13 protein-coding genes are annotated in these 15329 nt (G+C 66.5%); 6 read left to right on the top strand and 7 right to left on the bottom strand.

What is annotated here, in order from left to right; all coding sequences use genetic code 11:
• Nucleotides 1–18 precede the first annotated feature (18 nt).
• The gene (locus KHO22_RS18855; protein WP_211948685.1) at nucleotides 19–2379 is read right to left on the bottom strand and encodes a UvrD-helicase domain-containing protein; all 2361 of its coding nucleotides are present in this window, start codon (nucleotides 2377–2379) and stop codon (nucleotides 19–21) included.
• Nucleotides 2380–3302: 923 nt separating this feature from the next.
• Between KHO22_RS18855 and KHO22_RS18860 the strand changes: the two genes are divergently transcribed.
• Nucleotides 3303–6170 carry a valine--tRNA ligase gene (locus KHO22_RS18860; protein WP_211948686.1) on the top strand — a complete coding sequence of 956 codons (2868 nt, stop codon included), beginning with the start codon at nucleotides 3303–3305 and terminating at the stop codon, nucleotides 6168–6170.
• Nucleotides 6171–6281: 111 nt separating this feature from the next.
• Entirely contained in the window at nucleotides 6282–7178 is an 897-nt protein-coding gene (galU, locus tag KHO22_RS18865; RefSeq protein ID WP_211948687.1) for a UTP--glucose-1-phosphate uridylyltransferase GalU, read from the top strand.
• A gap of 78 nt (nucleotides 7179–7256) precedes the next feature.
• Here galU and KHO22_RS18870 read toward each other — a convergent pair whose 3' ends face one another.
• From KHO22_RS18870 to KHO22_RS18895, 6 genes are all read right to left on the bottom strand, one after another.
• Nucleotides 7257–7484, bottom strand: coding sequence for a sulfurtransferase TusA family protein (locus tag KHO22_RS18870; RefSeq protein WP_071014635.1), 228 nt, complete (start codon nucleotides 7482–7484; stop codon nucleotides 7257–7259).
• A gap of 27 nt (nucleotides 7485–7511) precedes the next feature.
• Nucleotides 7512–8096 carry an NUDIX domain-containing protein gene (locus tag KHO22_RS18875; RefSeq protein WP_211948688.1) on the bottom strand — a complete coding sequence of 195 codons (585 nt, stop codon included), beginning with the start codon at nucleotides 8094–8096 and terminating at the stop codon, nucleotides 7512–7514.
• Between the two features lie 65 nt (nucleotides 8097–8161).
• Entirely contained in the window at nucleotides 8162–9196 is a 1035-nt protein-coding gene (locus KHO22_RS18880) for a threonine aldolase family protein (protein WP_211948776.1), read from the bottom strand.
• A gap of 52 nt (nucleotides 9197–9248) precedes the next feature.
• Nucleotides 9249–9437: a 4-oxalocrotonate tautomerase gene (locus KHO22_RS18885; protein WP_211948689.1), complete on the bottom strand. Its 189-nt coding sequence runs from the start codon at nucleotides 9435–9437 to the stop codon at nucleotides 9249–9251.
• Between the two features lie 57 nt (nucleotides 9438–9494).
• The gene (locus KHO22_RS18890; protein WP_211948690.1) at nucleotides 9495–10268 is read right to left on the bottom strand and encodes a class II aldolase/adducin family protein; all 774 of its coding nucleotides are present in this window, start codon (nucleotides 10266–10268) and stop codon (nucleotides 9495–9497) included.
• Between the two features lie 89 nt (nucleotides 10269–10357).
• A complete protein-coding gene (locus KHO22_RS18895; RefSeq protein WP_211948691.1) occupies nucleotides 10358–11611 on the bottom strand; it encodes a YbfB/YjiJ family MFS transporter in 1254 nt (417 codons plus the stop codon).
• 149 nt (nucleotides 11612–11760) lie between these two features.
• On the opposite strand from KHO22_RS18895, the gene KHO22_RS18900 reads away from it, so the two are divergent.
• The 4 genes from KHO22_RS18900 (at nucleotide 11761) to KHO22_RS18915 (ending at nucleotide 15308) form a co-directional block, all read left to right on the top strand.
• Entirely contained in the window at nucleotides 11761–12654 is an 894-nt protein-coding gene (locus KHO22_RS18900) for a LysR substrate-binding domain-containing protein (RefSeq protein ID WP_211948692.1), read from the top strand.
• A 93-nt stretch (nucleotides 12655–12747) separates the two neighbouring features.
• Nucleotides 12748–14193 carry an NfeD family protein gene (locus tag KHO22_RS18905; protein ID WP_211948693.1) on the top strand — a complete coding sequence of 482 codons (1446 nt, stop codon included), beginning with the start codon at nucleotides 12748–12750 and terminating at the stop codon, nucleotides 14191–14193.
• Nucleotides 14194–14195: 2 nt separating this feature from the next.
• Nucleotides 14196–14957: a slipin family protein gene (locus KHO22_RS18910; protein WP_211948694.1), complete on the top strand. Its 762-nt coding sequence runs from the start codon at nucleotides 14196–14198 to the stop codon at nucleotides 14955–14957.
• 42 nt (nucleotides 14958–14999) lie between these two features.
• Nucleotides 15000–15308 carry an NIPSNAP family protein gene (locus KHO22_RS18915; protein WP_211948695.1) on the top strand — a complete coding sequence of 103 codons (309 nt, stop codon included), beginning with the start codon at nucleotides 15000–15002 and terminating at the stop codon, nucleotides 15306–15308.
• Nucleotides 15309–15329 lie beyond the last annotated feature (21 nt).

The following is a 15329-nucleotide window of genomic DNA, read 5'->3' on the forward strand; positions in this document are numbered from 1 at the left end:
ACGTGAAGCCGGACCCGCTCAGTTGATCGGGTCCAGCTTCGCCACCGCCAGCGCCAGCCACTTGGCGCCGTGGCGCTTGAACTCGATCTGGGCGCGGGCATCTTCGCCGTCGCCTTCCAGCGCCTTGATCACGCCTTCGCCGAACTTGTTGTGGAACACCTGCTGGCCGACGCGCAAGCCCGTGCCGGCCTCGCGCTTGGCATCGGCATAGCCGTTGCCGGTGTCCATGCCGCCGGTCGGCTTGTTGCCGGAGTACGGTACATCCTCGGGCTTGCGGAACCAGTCACGGCCCCATGCGGTGTCCCGTTCCTGACGGCGGACGCCGCCATAGCTCTGCTGCTGCGGCGTGAGCCACTTCAGTGCCGCTTCGGGCAGCTCCTCGAAGAAGCGCGAGCGCACGTGGTAGCGCATCTGTCCGTGCAGCACGCGGCTCTGCGCAAAGGACAGGTACAGGCGCTCGCGCGCACGCGTGATCGCCACGTACATCAGCCGGCGCTCTTCCTCGAGCCCGTCCTGCTCCATTGCGCTGTTCTCGTGCGGGAACAACCCCTCTTCGAGTCCCGTGATAAACACCACGTTGAACTCCAGGCCCTTGGCCGCGTGCACGGTCATCATCTGCACCGCGTCCTGGCCCGCCTGCGCCTGGTTGTCCCCCGCTTCCAGCGAGGCGTGGGTCAGGAACGCCACCAGCGGCGTCATCACCACCGGCAGCGCTTCCGGGTCCAGCACCTGCTGCGCCTGGTCGCCCTCCGCGAGCTGCGGCGCGGCCTGCGCCACGCGCGATTCGAAACCGACCGGGATCACCGCGGCCAGCGCTTCCAGCCCGTAGCCCTCCTCCACGACGAAGGCCTGCGCCGCGGTCACCAGTTCCTGCAAGTTCTCAATGCGATCCTGGCCTTCCTTCTCGCCGCGGTAGTGCGTGATCAGACCGCTGGTGTTGGTCACGTACTCGACCACCTCGGCCAGCGTCATGCGGCGCGTCTCGGCGCGCATCTGCTCGATCAGGCGCACGAATGCCGCCAGCTTGCTGCCCGCCGCGCCGGCCACATAGGCCACGGCCTCGGACAGCGAGCAGTTGTACTGGCGCGCGGCGTCCTGCAGCTGTTCCAGCGAGCGCGCGCCGATGCCGCGCGCGGGGAAGTTCACCACGCGACCAAAGGCCGCATCGTTGCGCGGGTTCTCCAGCAATTGCAGGTAAGCCAGCGCGTGCTTGATTTCGGCGCGCTCGAAGAAGCGCAGGCCGCCATACACACGATAGGCGATACCCGCGGAGAACAGCGCATGCTCGATCACGCGCGACTGCGCGTTGCTGCGGTACAGGATGGCGATCTCGGAGCGGCTCATGCCCTGCGCGATCTGGTCGCGGATCTCCTCGATCATCCACGACGCCTCCTGCCCGTCCGAGCCGGCCTGGAACACGCGCACCGGCTCGCCGTGGCCGGCATCGGTGCGCAGGTTCTTGCCCAGGCGACGCGCGTTATGCGAGATCAGATGGTTGGCCGAATCGAGGATATGGCCGTGCGAGCGGTAGTTCTGCTCCAGCTTGATCATGCTGCGCACGCGGAACTCGTGCTCGAAGTCGCGCATATTGCCGACGTTCGCGCCACGGAACGCATAGATGCTCTGGTCATCGTCGCCCACGGCGAACACCGCGGCCGGATTCTGCGTGCCATGGCCGGCCAGCAGCTTGAGCCACTGGTACTGCAGCACGTTGGTGTCCTGGAACTCGTCCACCAGGACATGGCGGAAGCGGTGCTGGTAGTGCTGGCGGATGGCGTCGTTGTAGCGCAGCAGTTCGTAGCAGCGCAGCAGCAACTCGGCAAAGTCCACCACGCCTTCGCGCTGGCACTGCTCGTCGTAGGCGGCGTACAGGTCGACGAAGCGGCGGTTGAAGTCGTCGTTGGCCTCCACGTCCGCCGGTCGCAGGCCTTGCTCCTTGGCGTTGTTGATGAAGTACTGGAGGTTCTTGGCCGGGTACTTCTCGTCATCGACATTGAGGGCCTTCAGGAGGCGCTTGAGCGCCGAAAGCTGGTCCTGGCTGTCGAGGATGGCAAAGGTCTGCGGCAGGCCGGCATCGCGGAAATGCGCGCGCAGCATGCGATTGCACAGGCCGTGGAATGTGCCGATCCACATGCCGCGCGTGTTGATCGGCAGCATCGACGACAGGCGCGTCTGCATTTCCTTGGAGGCCTTGTTGGTAAAGGTCACCGCCAGGATGCCCGCCGGCGACACCCGCCCGTTCTGGATCAGCCAGGCAATGCGCGTGGTCAGCACGCGCGTCTTGCCGCTGCCCGCGCCGGCCAGGATCAGGGCCGGCTCGTCAGGCAGCGTGACGGCGGCGAGTTGTTCGGCGTTGAGGTTGGCGAGCAGGTCGGACATTGAGGATCGGGGTGGAAGGCGGGTCGGGTTGGCTTGTCGTGCTTGGCATGCGCCGCTGTTTCGCCGGCGTAGCCGGCGAGTCACTTTTTGTCCGAGCGACAAAAAGTAACCAAAAAACGCGTTGACTTGCCCTAACGGGCGAATATTGATCGTAGTGTGCTAAGGGTGTTGTACGGGTATGGTCTTCAGAGTGTGCCTGGCTGCCTGCCGCTTGGTGCGCGTCTGTGGTTAGGCTTTCAAACAATGATTGAACGAGCCCCGAAACTGTCCGTGGCTCCTGCTACCACCGCCATCGTGCAATCGCCTTCGGCTGCGCTGCGCGCAGAGCTCTAGTCTGGATACCCAGGCCGCAGGCGAACCGCGCCGCAGCAAAGTTGAGAAACCGGACCGTTGGCACCGGCGACGATGATGCCCATCGCAGACCGACTAGGACGTGCGCGCAGCGCAGCCGTAGGCGTCCCACCACTGACGCCGTTGGAACGCTGTACCCGAGTCCAACTTGGGGATCGTTCAAGAGCAGCTTATCGCAGGCACTGGTCCTGACTCACATAGCGTTGGCAGGGTCGAACGGGCAACCAAGCATCGCGAAACCAAAGCCCTTCGAACACAAGAAGCGCATCGTTGATAGCCAGCCGCTCAGGCGACGCGTTTTTTGGTTACTTTTTGTCGCTCGGACAAAAAGTGACTCGCCGGCTTCGCCGGCGAAACAGCAGCGCCCGCCAAGCACGACACCCCATCAACCCAAAACCAAACCCCAAATTATACCGACCCCCCACCCCGCGAAGCGAACGATTTCCTCCCCACCCGCGACGTTCCGTATAATTTGACGTTTGACTGGCGCAACGCACCCACGAGCGCGCCAGGCGCAGGCCGAAGCACCCCGCCTGCGACAGCCCCGACGCCCAAACCTCGACATCCCCAGCATGACCGCCCAAGACCAATCCCTTGCCAAGAGCTTCGAACCCGCCGCCATCGAGGCGAAATGGGGCCCCGAGTGGGAGAAGCGCGGCATCGCCCAGCCGACGTTCGACCCGGCCCGGCCCGATTTCGCCATCCAGCTGCCGCCGCCCAATGTGACCGGCACGCTGCATATGGGCCATGCCTTCAACCAGACCATCATGGACGGCCTGACCCGCCATGCGCGCATGCTGGGCGCGAACACGCTGTGGGTGCCGGGCACGGACCACGCGGGCATTGCCACGCAGATCGTGGTGGAGCGCCAGCTCGAAGCGCAGGGCGTGTCGCGCCACGACCTCGGCCGCGAGAAGTTCACCGAGAAGGTCTGGGCCTGGAAGGAAGAGTCGGGTTCGACCATCACGCGCCAGGTGCGCCGCATGGGCGCGTCGATCGACTGGACCCGCGAGTACTTCACGATGTCGCCGGACATGTCGAAGGCGGTCACCGAGGTGTTCGTGCGCCTGCATGAGCAAGGCCTGATCTACCGCGGCAAGCGGCTGGTGAACTGGGACCCGGTGCTGGGGACCGCCGTGTCGGACCTGGAAGTCGAGAACGTCGAGGAAGAAGGCTCGCTGTGGCACATCCGCTACCCGCTGGTTGAGGCCGATACCAGGACCGGCCTCACGCACCTGACCGTGGCCACCACGCGTCCGGAAACCATGCTGGGCGACGTGGCCGTGATGGTCCACCCGGAAGACGAGCGCTATGCGCACCTGATCGGCAAGTCGGTGCATCTGCCGCTGACCGGCCGCCAGATCCCCGTGATCGCCGACGAGTACGTGGACCGCGAGTTCGGCACGGGCGTGGTCAAGGTGACGCCGGGCCATGACTTCAACGACTACGCCGTCGGCCAGCGCCACAACCTGCCGCAGCTGTCGATCCTGACGCTCGACGCGAAGATCGTCGCCGACGCGCCGGCCGCCTATGCCGGCCTGGACCGTTTCGAGGCGCGCAAGCAGATCGTGATGGACCTGGACGCCCAGGGCCTGCTGGCCGAAGTCAAGAAGCACAAGCTGATGACGCCGCGCAGCGAGCGCACCGGCAGCGCGATCGAGCCGATGCTGACCGACCAGTGGTTCGTCGCCATGAGCAAGCCGGCGCCCGAAGGCACGTTCTACCCGGGCCGCTCGATCGCCGAAGTGGCGCTCGACGCCGTGCAGAGCGGCGAAATCAAGCTGGTGCCGGAAAACTGGAACAGCACCTACAACCAGTGGCTGGCCAACATCCAGGACTGGTGCATCTCGCGCCAGCTCTGGTGGGGCCACCAGATCCCGGCCTGGTACGACGACGCCGGCAATTGCTTCGTCGCCCGTACCGAGGAAGAGGCGCTGGCCAAGGCGAAGGCCGCCGGCAGCACCGGCGCGCTGCGCCGCGAGGAAGACGTGCTCGACACGTGGTTTTCGTCGGCACTGGTGCCGTTCTCCTCGCTGGGCTGGCCGCAGGAAACGCCTGAGCTCAAGCACTTCCTGCCATCGTCGGTCCTGGTGACCGGCTACGACATCATCTTCTTCTGGGTGGCGCGCATGGTCATGATGACCAAGCACTTCACCGGCCAGGTGCCCTTCCATACCGTGTATGTGCACGGCCTGGTGCGCGACTCGGAAGGCAAGAAGATGAGCAAGTCCGAGGGCAACACGCTGGACCCCGTGGACCTGATCGACGGCATCGACCTCGACACGCTGCTGAAAAAGCGCACCACCGGCCTGCGCCGCCCCAAGGACGCACCGAAGATCGAGAAGAAGACCAAGAAGGAGTTCCCGGAAGGCATTCCCGCTTTCGGCGCCGATGCGCTGCGCTTCACGTTCGCGTCGCTGGCCACGCTCGGCCGCAACATCAACTTCGACACCGGCCGCTGCGAGGGCTACCGCAACTTCTGCAACAAGCTGTGGAACGCCACGCGCTTCGTGCTGATGAACACCGAGGGCCATGACTGCGGCATGGCCCCGTGCAATAACGACTGCGGCCCGGACGGCTACCTGCACTTCTCGCAGGCCGACCGCTGGATCGTGTCGCTGCTGCAACGCGTGGAAGCCGACGTCGAAAAGGGCTTTGCCGAGTACCGCTTCGACAACGTCGCCAGCGCCATTTACAAGTTCGTCTGGGACGAGTACTGCGACTGGTACCTGGAACTGGCCAAGGTGCAGATCCAGACCGGCACTGAAGCTCAGCAGCGCGCCACGCGCCGCACGCTGCTGCGCGTGCTGGAAACGGTGCTGCGCCTGGCGCATCCGATCATCCCGTTCATCACGGAAGAACTGTGGCAGAAGGTCGCGCCGCTGGCCGGCCGCGCCAAGGGCGATGGCAGCGAAAGCCTCGCGCTGCAGGCCTACCCGCTGCCGGCCCCGGCCAAGATCGACGAAGCCGCCGAGCAATGGGTGGCACAGCTCAAGGCCATGGTGGATGCCTGCCGCAACCTGCGCGGCGAGATGAATATCTCGCCGGCCCAGCGCATTCCGCTCTATGCGCATGGCGACAACGCCTTCCTGCGTGAGGCCAGCGCGCACATCCAGGCGCTGGCGAAGCTGTCCGAGGTGCGCGTCTTCGAAGACGACACCACCTTGCAGACCGAGGGCGCCGGCGCACCGGTGGCCATCGTCGGCGGCAACCACCTGCTGCTGAAGATCGAGATCGACGTTGCCGCCGAGCGCGTGCGCCTGTCGAAGGAGATCGAGCGCATCGGCGGCGAGATCGGCAAGTGCCGTGGCAAGCTGTCGAACGAGAGCTTTGTGGCCAAGGCGCCGCCCGCCGTGGTGGCACAGGAAACCCAGCGCCTGGCCGATTTCGAACAGACGCTGGTCAAGCTGAAGGACCAGTTGCAGCGCCTGCCGGCCTAAACTAGTTGCGGGCGCATCGGCCTCCGTTCCGGCTTGCGTCGGACGGAGACCGACAGACGGCCCCCGCAGCATCCGGCAGGGTTATAAGTCGAACCCGAAGGAATACCTGACATGGAAAATCGCGTTACCAAGGCCGTCTTCCCGGTCGCGGGCCTGGGCACCCGCTTTCTTCCGGCCACCAAGGCCAGCCCCAAGGAAATGCTGCCAGTGGTCGACAAGCCGCTGATCCAGTACGCGGTGGAAGAAGCCATGGCCGCCGGCATCACCGAGATGATCTTCGTCACCGGCCGCTCCAAGCGGGCCATCGAAGATCACTTCGACAAGGCCTTCGAGCTCGAAGTGGAGCTGGAGGCAAAGAACAAGCAGGCGCTGCTCGACGTGGTGCGTTCGATCAAGCCGGCCAATGTGGAGTGCTACTACGTGCGCCAGCCCGAAGCGCTGGGCCTGGGCCATGCCGTGCTGTGCGCCGCCAAGCTCGTGGGTGAAAGCCCGTTCGCGGTGATGCTGGCCGACGACCTGATCGACGGCACCCCGCCGGTGATGAAGCAGATGGTGGATCTGTACAACCACTACAACTGCTCGGTGCTGGGCGTCGAAGAGATCGCGCCGGAACAGAGCCGCTCCTATGGCGTGGTCGATGGCCGCGAATGGGACGAAGGCGTCATCAAGATGTCGGGCATCGTGGAAAAGCCCGCCCCGGAAGAGGCCCCGTCCAACCTCGGCGTGGTCGGCCGCTACATCCTGACGCCGCGCATCTTCGACCACCTGCGCGAGCTGAAGCCGGGCGCCGGCGGCGAGTTCCAGCTCACCGACGCGATCCAGTCGCTGCTCAGCCAGGAACAGGTGCTGGCCTACCGCTACCAGGGCACGCGCTATGACTGCGGCAGCAAGCTCGGCTACCTGAAGGCGACGGTCGAGTACGCGCTGAAGCACCCTGAAGTCGGCACCGGGTTCCGCGACTACCTGGAACACCGCGGCACCTACCTGGCCGACGGTACGGCGGCCTGACCGGCAGGCCTACGCGCGCCAAAAGAAAAGCCGCCCGAGGGCGGCTTTCTGTTGTCCGGGACGCCAGACCCGAGGCGTTCAGCGGCGGCGCATGTAGAACACGAACACCTTGTCGACTTCCTGGTGCGACAGCAGCTCGTTGCCGGTCTGCTTGGCAAAGGCCTGGAAATCGCGCGTGGCGCCCGGGTCGGTGGCCAGCACCTTGAGCACTTCGCCGCTGGCCATGTCGGCCAGAGCCTTCTTGGTACGCAGGATCGGCAGCGGGCAGTTCAGGCCGCGCGCATCCACTTCTTTCTGGAACTCCATTCCTCTCTTCCTTGCTTTTATCAGTCTTCAGACCGGGTATTGTAGCGAAGCCCTCAGGACGCTGAAGTCACTTGGCCGACGCGGGTCAGGGATGTCTTCGCCGGTCTGGCGGTCAAAGAAGCGTACCGGGTAGCCGCGCGACTGGAGCCAGTCGGCCACCGCGAAGCCGGTGCCGGCCGACCAGATCCGCATGTCCTCGGGCGCCACCAGCTTGTATTCGGCCAGTTCCTCGGACAGCGCGATATTGCCGTATGCCTTCACGTGGTACGCAATGATCAGCTCGTTCTTGCGCATGAACTCGTAGACGCCGATCAGCGACACAGCTTCGGTATCGAGGTTGGTTTCTTCCTTCAACTCGCGCGCCACGCCGAATTCCGGCGTCTCGTCGCGCTCCAGGAAGCCGGTGACCAGCGCGAACATCTTGTGCGGCCAGGCCGCGTTGCGCGCCAGCAGCAGCTTGCCTTCGTACTCGACCACCGCGGCCAGCACCGGCAGCGGGTTGTTCCAGTGCACGAAGCCGCATTCCGACTGGACGCAGGCGTGGCGTTCGCGCCCGGACAGCGGCAGTACCTCGAGCGGCGCGCCGCATTGCGGACAGAATCGGTATTGCATGAAGGGCTCCTGGGTGTCTCATTATGTTTTGCTACCGCCCGGTATCTTACGCCTGCCAGCGTATTTCAGCAGGCGCCGCAGGCCGCGCGCATATCGGCCGCCAGGGCTTCGACGGTCTCCGGCTGCAGGTCCCACGCGCACATGAAGCGGCAGCCGCCCGCGCCGATGAACGTGTAGAAGCGCCAGCCCTTTGCGCGCAGCGCTTCGATCGCAGGCAATGGCAGCTCGGCAAACACGGCGTTGGACTCGGTCGGGAACATGATGCGCACGCCGGGGATGCCGGCGATGCGCGACTGCAGCAGCTGCGCCATGGCATTGGCGTGACGCGCATTGGACAGCCAGACATCGTTCTCCAGCAGCCCCAGCCACGGCGCCGAGATGAAGCGCATCTTCGACGCGAGTTGGCCGGCCTGCTTGACGCGGTAGGCAAAATCCTCGGCCAGGCGGCGGTCGAAGAAGACCACCGCCTCGCCCACCGGCAAGCCGTTCTTGGTGCCGCCGAAGCACAGCACATCCACGCCGGCGCGCCACGTGATCTCGGACGGATGCACGCCGAGCGAGGCCACGGCATTGGCGAAACGCGCGCCGTCCATGTGCACGCGAAGCTGCCGCCGCTTGGCGATGGCGGCAATCGCGCGCACCTCTTCCACCGTGTAGACCGTGCCGACCTCGGTGGACTGCGTCAGCGACACCACCTTGGGCTTCGGGTAGTGGATGTCCGAGCGCCGCGTCACCAGCGCCTCGACCGCATCGGGCGTGAGCTTGCCGTTCTCGCCCGGCGCGGTCAGCAGCTTCGAGCCGTTGGAGAAGAACTCCGGCCCGCCGCACTCGTCGGTCTCGATATGCGCAAGCTCGTGGCAGATGACCGAATGGTACGACTGGCACAGCGCCGACAGCGCCAGCGAATTGGCCGCGGTGCCGTTGAAGACGAAGAACACTTCGCAATCGGTCTGGAACAGGTCGCGGATCCGGTCGCAGACCTTCTGCGTCCAGGAATCGTCGCCGTAGGCCTGCTCATGGCCGGTGCCGTTGGCCTCCAGGAAATACTTCAGGGATTCCGGGCAAAAGCCGGCGTAGTTGTCCGAGGCGAAATGCTGCATGGTCATCCGTGCTCTGGCCGTGTGCTGGTCGCTTATCGCGTGATTCGCGCGATTACTGCTTGTCGGACCACAGCTCGCCGCCGGTGGCCCAATTTTCGCGCTTGACGTCGGTGATGACGATGTCGACGGCCGACGCGGCGCAGCCCAGCGTCTCGCAGGTGACGCGCGTCACTTCCTCGACGAACTTGCGCTTCTGCTCGACGGTGCGGCCTTCAAACATCTCTACGTGGAAAGTCGGCATGCATGGCTCCTTGCGTTGTCTTTGCCTGTATGTGTGGATCAGGGGAATCAGGGGCGTTCAGTCCCGGTACGAGGGATCGATTCTATCGAGTTTGCGCAGCAGCGCCGGCCACTCCAGCGCGCCTTCGATGGCGCCGTTGTCGTAGAGCTGTTCGGACGCCCTGTCGGCCACGCCGGGCGCGGGCCGCACCAGCCGGCCACCGGCCTGCGCGCCGATCTGGATCTCGCAGGCCTTGATCAGCGTCGCCATCAGCACATAGGCTTCGGCGACAGTGCGGCCGACCGTCAGCGTGCCGTGGTTGCGCAGCAGCATGGCCTGCTGCGCACCGAGCGAGTCCGTCAGCCGCGCGCCCTCGGCGGGTGTGAACGCCAGCCCCTCGTAATCGTGGTACGCGATGCGGCCGTGAAAGCGCATGGCATGCTGGGACAGCGGCAGCAGCCCTTCCGCCTGCGCCGAGACGGCAATGCCGGCGGTGTTGTGCAGGTGCATGACGCACATGGCGTCCGCGCGCGCCGCATGCACGGCGCCGTGCAGGGCGAAGCCCGTCACGTTGACCGGATGAACCGTTGCGCCGACCACCTCGCCGCGGCCATTGATCTTGACGAGGTCCGATGCGCGGATTTCCTCGAAGGCGAAGCCGAAAGGGTTGATCAGGAAGTGGTCCGGCTCGCCCGGAACCGTGGCCGAGATGTGGGTGTAGATCAGGTCATCCCAGCCCTGCAGGGCGGACAGCCGGTAGGCGGCGGCCAGGTCCGTGCGGACGCGCTGCTCTTCCGGCGTGACCGGACTGGGTGCGCCGGCGGCACGCGCCGGCTGCATGGAAAAAGACATAGGGGTCGCTCCTGCGCCGCCCGGTGTTCGTGGTGCCGGTGTCGGTCCCGGCTTGGTGAATCTGGGGTCCGCAAAGGGCGGCGAAGGCGTTACTGTAGCGCAGTCTGCCGTGGCACCGGCATGGGCCATGCGCGGCGCATCCAGATGAACATCACAGCACCGGCAAGCAAGGCGGCCGAGGCGCACGCGAGCGAGCTGGCAAAGCCGCCCGATCGCGCGACAAGCGCCGTGGCCAGCGGCGGGCCGACGATCTGGCCAAGTCCGTAGGACGCGGTCATCAGGCCCATCAGGCGCGGCGCCTGCGGCCCCCACAGCCGGCGCGCCTCGCGCATCGCAAAGGCCACCAGCGCGGTGAACGGCAGGCCCGCGAGCAGGCTGCTGACGGCAAACCCGGCCACCGTCGGGAACACCACGGCGATGGCAACGCCCAGCGCCTGCATGGCGTACGACCACGCGAGCAGCCGGCGGTTATCGTGCGCCATGCCGACGCGCGTGGCCGCGAACGCGCCGATCGTCACGCCGACGCCGAAGACCGGCCAGAACAAGTCGGCCCACACCGACGCGGGCATCGCCTGCCGCGCGATCACAGGCAGGAAGGTCGCGGTGATGATGTAGCCGAATCCCGCCAGGCCGTAGGCCAGCGTCAGCGCCCAGGTCTCGCCGTCTAGCCGCGCGCCGTGAACGGGCTCGGCTTGCTGGCGCGTCGTGTCCCGATGCGAAGGGCCAGCGTCAGAGGCAAACACGCGCCATACGGCGAGCACCAGCACGGCGCCCATGACGGTGAAGGCAATCCACCCGGCCGCCGCATGCCAGCCCGCGCCGACCATGGCAAATGCCGAGACACCCGTGACCACGATGCCGATGCCCGGTCCGCAGAAGATCAGGCCGCCCAGCGTCGGATGCCCGAGTTCGGCCAGCCGCTGCATGCACCAGCCCGAGGTATAGACCAGCACCAGTCCGCTCGCCACGCCCGCGGCGGCACGCCACAGCGACCAGGCCAGCATGCCGCCCGGCAGTGCCATGCCCAGCGTCAGCAAGACCGTGGCCACCAGCCCGAGCCGGATCATGCGCGCCGGATCGGGACGGATGAACAGGCAGACGGCGGCGCCCGCGAAATAGCCGATGTAGTTCAGCGTGGCCAGCCAGCCGCCCTCGTGCAGATTGACCGTGCCGTCGTGCAGCATCATCGGCAGCAGCGGCGTGAAAGCAAAGCGGCCGACGCCCATCACTACGGCAAGTGATGCCAGCCCCGCCAGTGCAATCGCCCAGGCTCCGGGTTCGCGCCGCGCCGTGCTCGCGGTGTTCGTGCCTTCGCGGCTGATCTTGATGTTCACGTACGGCATGTCGTCGTTCCCCTTGCGTCGCTGCCGGTGGCAAACCGGCCCGGATTCACCTATGCTACGCGGTGAAGATCATCTTCAAAAATGAATTATCAAGATTCATTTGATCTCGTAACGAGATGTGAAGCAGAACCTGCCTGCCCGGAGCCGCCATGGACCTCGCCGCACTTGAAATCTTCCGCACGGTAGTGGAGGCCGGCGGCATCACCCGCGCCGCCGAGCGTCTGCACCGCGTGCAATCCAACGTGACCACGCGCATCCGCCAGCTCGAGGAATCGCTCGGGGTCGACCTGTTCCTGCGTGACGGCAAGCGCATGGTGCTCACGCCGGCAGGACAGACGCTGTTCGACTATGCATGCCGCATGCTGCGGCTCGCCGAAGAGGCACGCCACGCGGTGCTGCCGTCACGTCCGCACGGGCGCCTGCGCATCGCGTCGATGGAAAGCACCGCCGCCAGCCGGCTGCCGGCCGTGCTGGCCGCCTATCACCAGGCCTGGCCGGACGTACAGCTCGAACTGGTCACGCTGGCGACGCGCCAGGCACTTGAGGCGCTGGAACGCTTCGATGCCGACTGCGCCTTCGTGGCCGAGCCGCTCGGCCATCCGGCACTGGTGTCCCGGCCCGCGTTCGAGGAGGAACTGGTCGTCATTGCACGCGCCGGCCACCGTCCCATCCGCAGTGCCGCGGACCTCGAATCCGCCACGCTGCTGGGTTTCGAGCCGGGCTGCAATTACCGCGCGCGGCTCGAAGCCTGGCACGCGGCCGGCGGCGGTACGCCGCCGCGCGTGCTGGAGCTGGGGTCCTACCACACCATCGTCGCCTGTGCGGCGGCCGGCATCGGCGCCGCCATCGTGCCGCGCTCGGTGCTCGGCCTGTACCGCGACCTGCCTGCCATCAGCGTGCATGGACTGGGCGAGGCCGGGCGCGTGCGCACCTTGCTGGCCTGGCATCCCGCCATGGCCAGCGCGGCGCTGGACGCGCTGGTCCAGGCCCTGCCAGCACCCGACGCGGCGGCCGGCAACCCGCCCCTGCCCGCCGCGGCCTGAGCCTCGCAGGCCCACCGGGGCGTGCAGGATGTGCCCGGTCGCCTACACTGAAAGTGGCGCCACCACGGCACTCCCTGTGCCACGCCCTTCGCGATGAGATTCGCCATTGCGCGCCTCGCGCACCCATGGCTTTATGCCGGATTGCTGCTGGCTGGCTTCGCACTCGCGGTGCTCGCAGCGGCGCCGCCCGGGCCTGTTCCGGCCACAGCCGGCGCAGGCGCCGGTCCCGTGTACGTGATTCCGCTCAAGGGCGCCATCGGCCCGGCCAGCGCGGGGTTCGTGCTGCGCGGCATGGAGCGCGCGCGCGAGGGCGGCGCCCAGCTCGTGGTGCTGGAAATGGACACGCCCGGGGGGCTCGACCTGTCGATGCGCGAGATCATCCAGGCCATCCTCGCCTCGCCCGTGCCCGTGGCCAGCTACGTCTTCCCCGGTGGTGCGCGCGCCGCAAGCGCCGGCACCTACATCCTGTACGCAAGCCATATCGCCGCGATGGCGCCCGGCACCAATCTGGGCGCTGCCAGCCCCGTGCAGATCGGCATCGGCGGGCCACAGAAGCCCGAGGTCATTCCGGCCTCTTCGCCCGCGAGCGAGCCTGCCGCGCAGGACACCATGACGCGCAAGCAGATGCACGATGCCTCGGCCTACATCCGCGGCCTGGCGCAACTGCGCGGCCGCAATGCCGAATGGGCCGAGCGCGCGGTGCGCGAAGCCGTCAGCCTGTCCGCGAGCGAAGCCGTGGCACAGCACGTGGCCGACATCGTTGCCACGGACCTGCCGGACCTGTTGCGCCAGGTGAACGGCAAACGCGTGACAGCGGCAGGCGCCGAGCGCGTGCTGCAGACCAGCCACGCCCCGGTCGTCACGCTCGAGCCCGACTGGCGCAGCCGCTTCCTGGCCGTGATCACCGACCCCAGCGTAGCGCTGTTGCTGATGATGATCGGCATCTACGGCCTGATCTTCGAGTTCTCCACGCCGGGCATGGTGGTGCCCGGCATTGCTGGCGCGATCTGCCTGCTGGTGGCGCTGTTCGCGCTGCACATGCTGCCCGTGAGCTATGCCGGGCTGGCGCTGGTGGCGCTGGGCATCGGCTGCATGGTGGCGGAGCTGTTCCTGCCCACCTTCGGCGCGCTGGGCGTGGGCGGCATCGTCGCCTTTGCCTTCGGCGCGGTGATGCTGTTCGACACCGACGTGCCCGGCTTCGGCGTGCCGCTGCCGATGGTGGCAGCGCTGTCGGCCATCTCCGCGATCTTTATATTCGGCATGTCCGCAATCCTGTTGCGCGCGCGCAGGCGGCCCGTGGTCAGCGGCGCCGAAACGCTGGTCGGCAGCCGCGGCGAAGTGCTGGAGGACCTGCATGCGGAAGGCTGGGCCCAGGTGCACGGCGAGAACTGGCGCGTGCGCAGCACAAGCCCGCTGGCGCGCGGCACGCCGGTGCTGGTCACCGCACGGCACGGCCTGGTGCTCGACGTGATCGCCGCCGGCCGCGCCCCGCAGGCCGCGGACCCTCCATCCCAACCGACGCCAGACAAGGGAGCCTGACCATGGCCTACGGATTCAGTTTCGGCGGTGTGATCTTCCTGCTGGCATTGCTGGTGATCATGTCGTTCCGCGTGCTGCGCGAATACGAGCGCGGCGTGGTGTTCATGCTCGGGCGCTTCTGGCGGGTCAAGGGCCCCGGACTGGTGCTGCTGATTCCCGCCGTGCAGCAGATGGTCAGGGTGGACCTGCGCACCGTGGTGATGGACGTGCCGCCGCAGGACGTGATCTCGCGCGACAACGTTTCAGTGAAGGTCAACGCGGTGGTCTACTTCCGCGTAGTGGACCCCGAACGCGCCATCATCCAGGTGGCAAACTTCCTCGAGGCCACCAGCCAGCTCGCGCAGACCACGCTGCGCTCGGTGCTGGGCAAGCATGAGCTGGACGAGATGCTGGCCGAGCGCGAGAAGCTCAACCTCGATATCCAGCAGGCGCTGGATGCGCAGACTGACGGCTGGGGCATCAAGGTGTCCAACGTCGAGATCAAGCACGTCGACCTGAACGAAACCATGATCCGCGCGATTGCGCGGCAGGCCGAGGCCGAGCGCGAACGGCGCGCCAAGGTGATCCATGCCGAGGGCGAACTGCAGGCTTCGGTAAAACTGCTGGAAGCCGCGCAGATGCTGGCGCGGCAGCCGCAGGCGATGCAGCTGCGCTATATGCAGACGCTGACGCAGATCGCGGGGGACAAGAGTTCCACCATCGTATTCCCCCTGCCGATAGACCTGCTCACGACCTTGCGCGCGGCTTCGTCCCAGGGGGAATAGCGCAAGACCAACGTGCACGCCAGGCACACCAAGGAGAACGCCATGATGATCGCCAGATGGCAGATCGATGCCCGCTTCGGCCACAAGCAGGAAGTCATCGAACGGCTGCAGCGCTGGGCGCGCGAGATCGCGCCGCAGATCGGCATGACCACGGGCCGGCTAATGACCGGCTCGATCGGTGCGCTGGAGGCTACCGTCGTACATGACTGGGAAATCGCCGATCTCGGCGAACTGGAACGGGCCTGGACCAGGCTGGCCACCATCCCCGAGCATGCCGCGTGGGGCAAGGAACTCGAGCCCCACGTGGTATCCGGGACAGCGCGATGGGAAATCTATCGGATCGTGGAATAGCGCTGCAGCTGGCCGAGGCCA

The sequence above is a fragment of the Cupriavidus yeoncheonensis genome (assembly GCF_905397275.1).
In the GTDB taxonomy this organism is placed as follows: domain Bacteria; phylum Pseudomonadota; class Gammaproteobacteria; order Burkholderiales; family Burkholderiaceae; genus Cupriavidus; species Cupriavidus yeoncheonensis.

Coding starts and splice junctions, on each gene's coding strand:
- KHO22_RS18855 (WP_211948685.1), bottom strand. CDS start 2,379: ATGTCCGACCTGCTCGCCAACCTCAACGCCGAACAACTCGCCGCCGTC.
- KHO22_RS18860 (WP_211948686.1), top strand. CDS start 3,303: ATGACCGCCCAAGACCAATCCCTTGCCAAGAGCTTCGAACCCGCCGCC.
- galU (WP_211948687.1), top strand. CDS start 6,282: ATGGAAAATCGCGTTACCAAGGCCGTCTTCCCGGTCGCGGGCCTGGGC.
- KHO22_RS18870 (WP_071014635.1), bottom strand. CDS start 7,484: ATGGAGTTCCAGAAAGAAGTGGATGCGCGCGGCCTGAACTGCCCGCTG.
- KHO22_RS18875 (WP_211948688.1), bottom strand. CDS start 8,096: ATGCAATACCGATTCTGTCCGCAATGCGGCGCGCCGCTCGAGGTACTG.
- KHO22_RS18880 (WP_211948776.1), bottom strand. CDS start 9,196: ATGCAGCATTTCGCCTCGGACAACTACGCCGGCTTTTGCCCGGAATCC.
- KHO22_RS18885 (WP_211948689.1), bottom strand. CDS start 9,437: ATGCCGACTTTCCACGTAGAGATGTTTGAAGGCCGCACCGTCGAGCAG.
- KHO22_RS18890 (WP_211948690.1), bottom strand. CDS start 10,268: ATGTCTTTTTCCATGCAGCCGGCGCGTGCCGCCGGCGCACCCAGTCCG.
- KHO22_RS18895 (WP_211948691.1), bottom strand. CDS start 11,611: ATGCCGTACGTGAACATCAAGATCAGCCGCGAAGGCACGAACACCGCG.
- KHO22_RS18900 (WP_211948692.1), top strand. CDS start 11,761: ATGGACCTCGCCGCACTTGAAATCTTCCGCACGGTAGTGGAGGCCGGC.
- KHO22_RS18905 (WP_211948693.1), top strand. CDS start 12,748: ATGAGATTCGCCATTGCGCGCCTCGCGCACCCATGGCTTTATGCCGGA.
- KHO22_RS18910 (WP_211948694.1), top strand. CDS start 14,196: ATGGCCTACGGATTCAGTTTCGGCGGTGTGATCTTCCTGCTGGCATTG.
- KHO22_RS18915 (WP_211948695.1), top strand. CDS start 15,000: ATGATGATCGCCAGATGGCAGATCGATGCCCGCTTCGGCCACAAGCAG.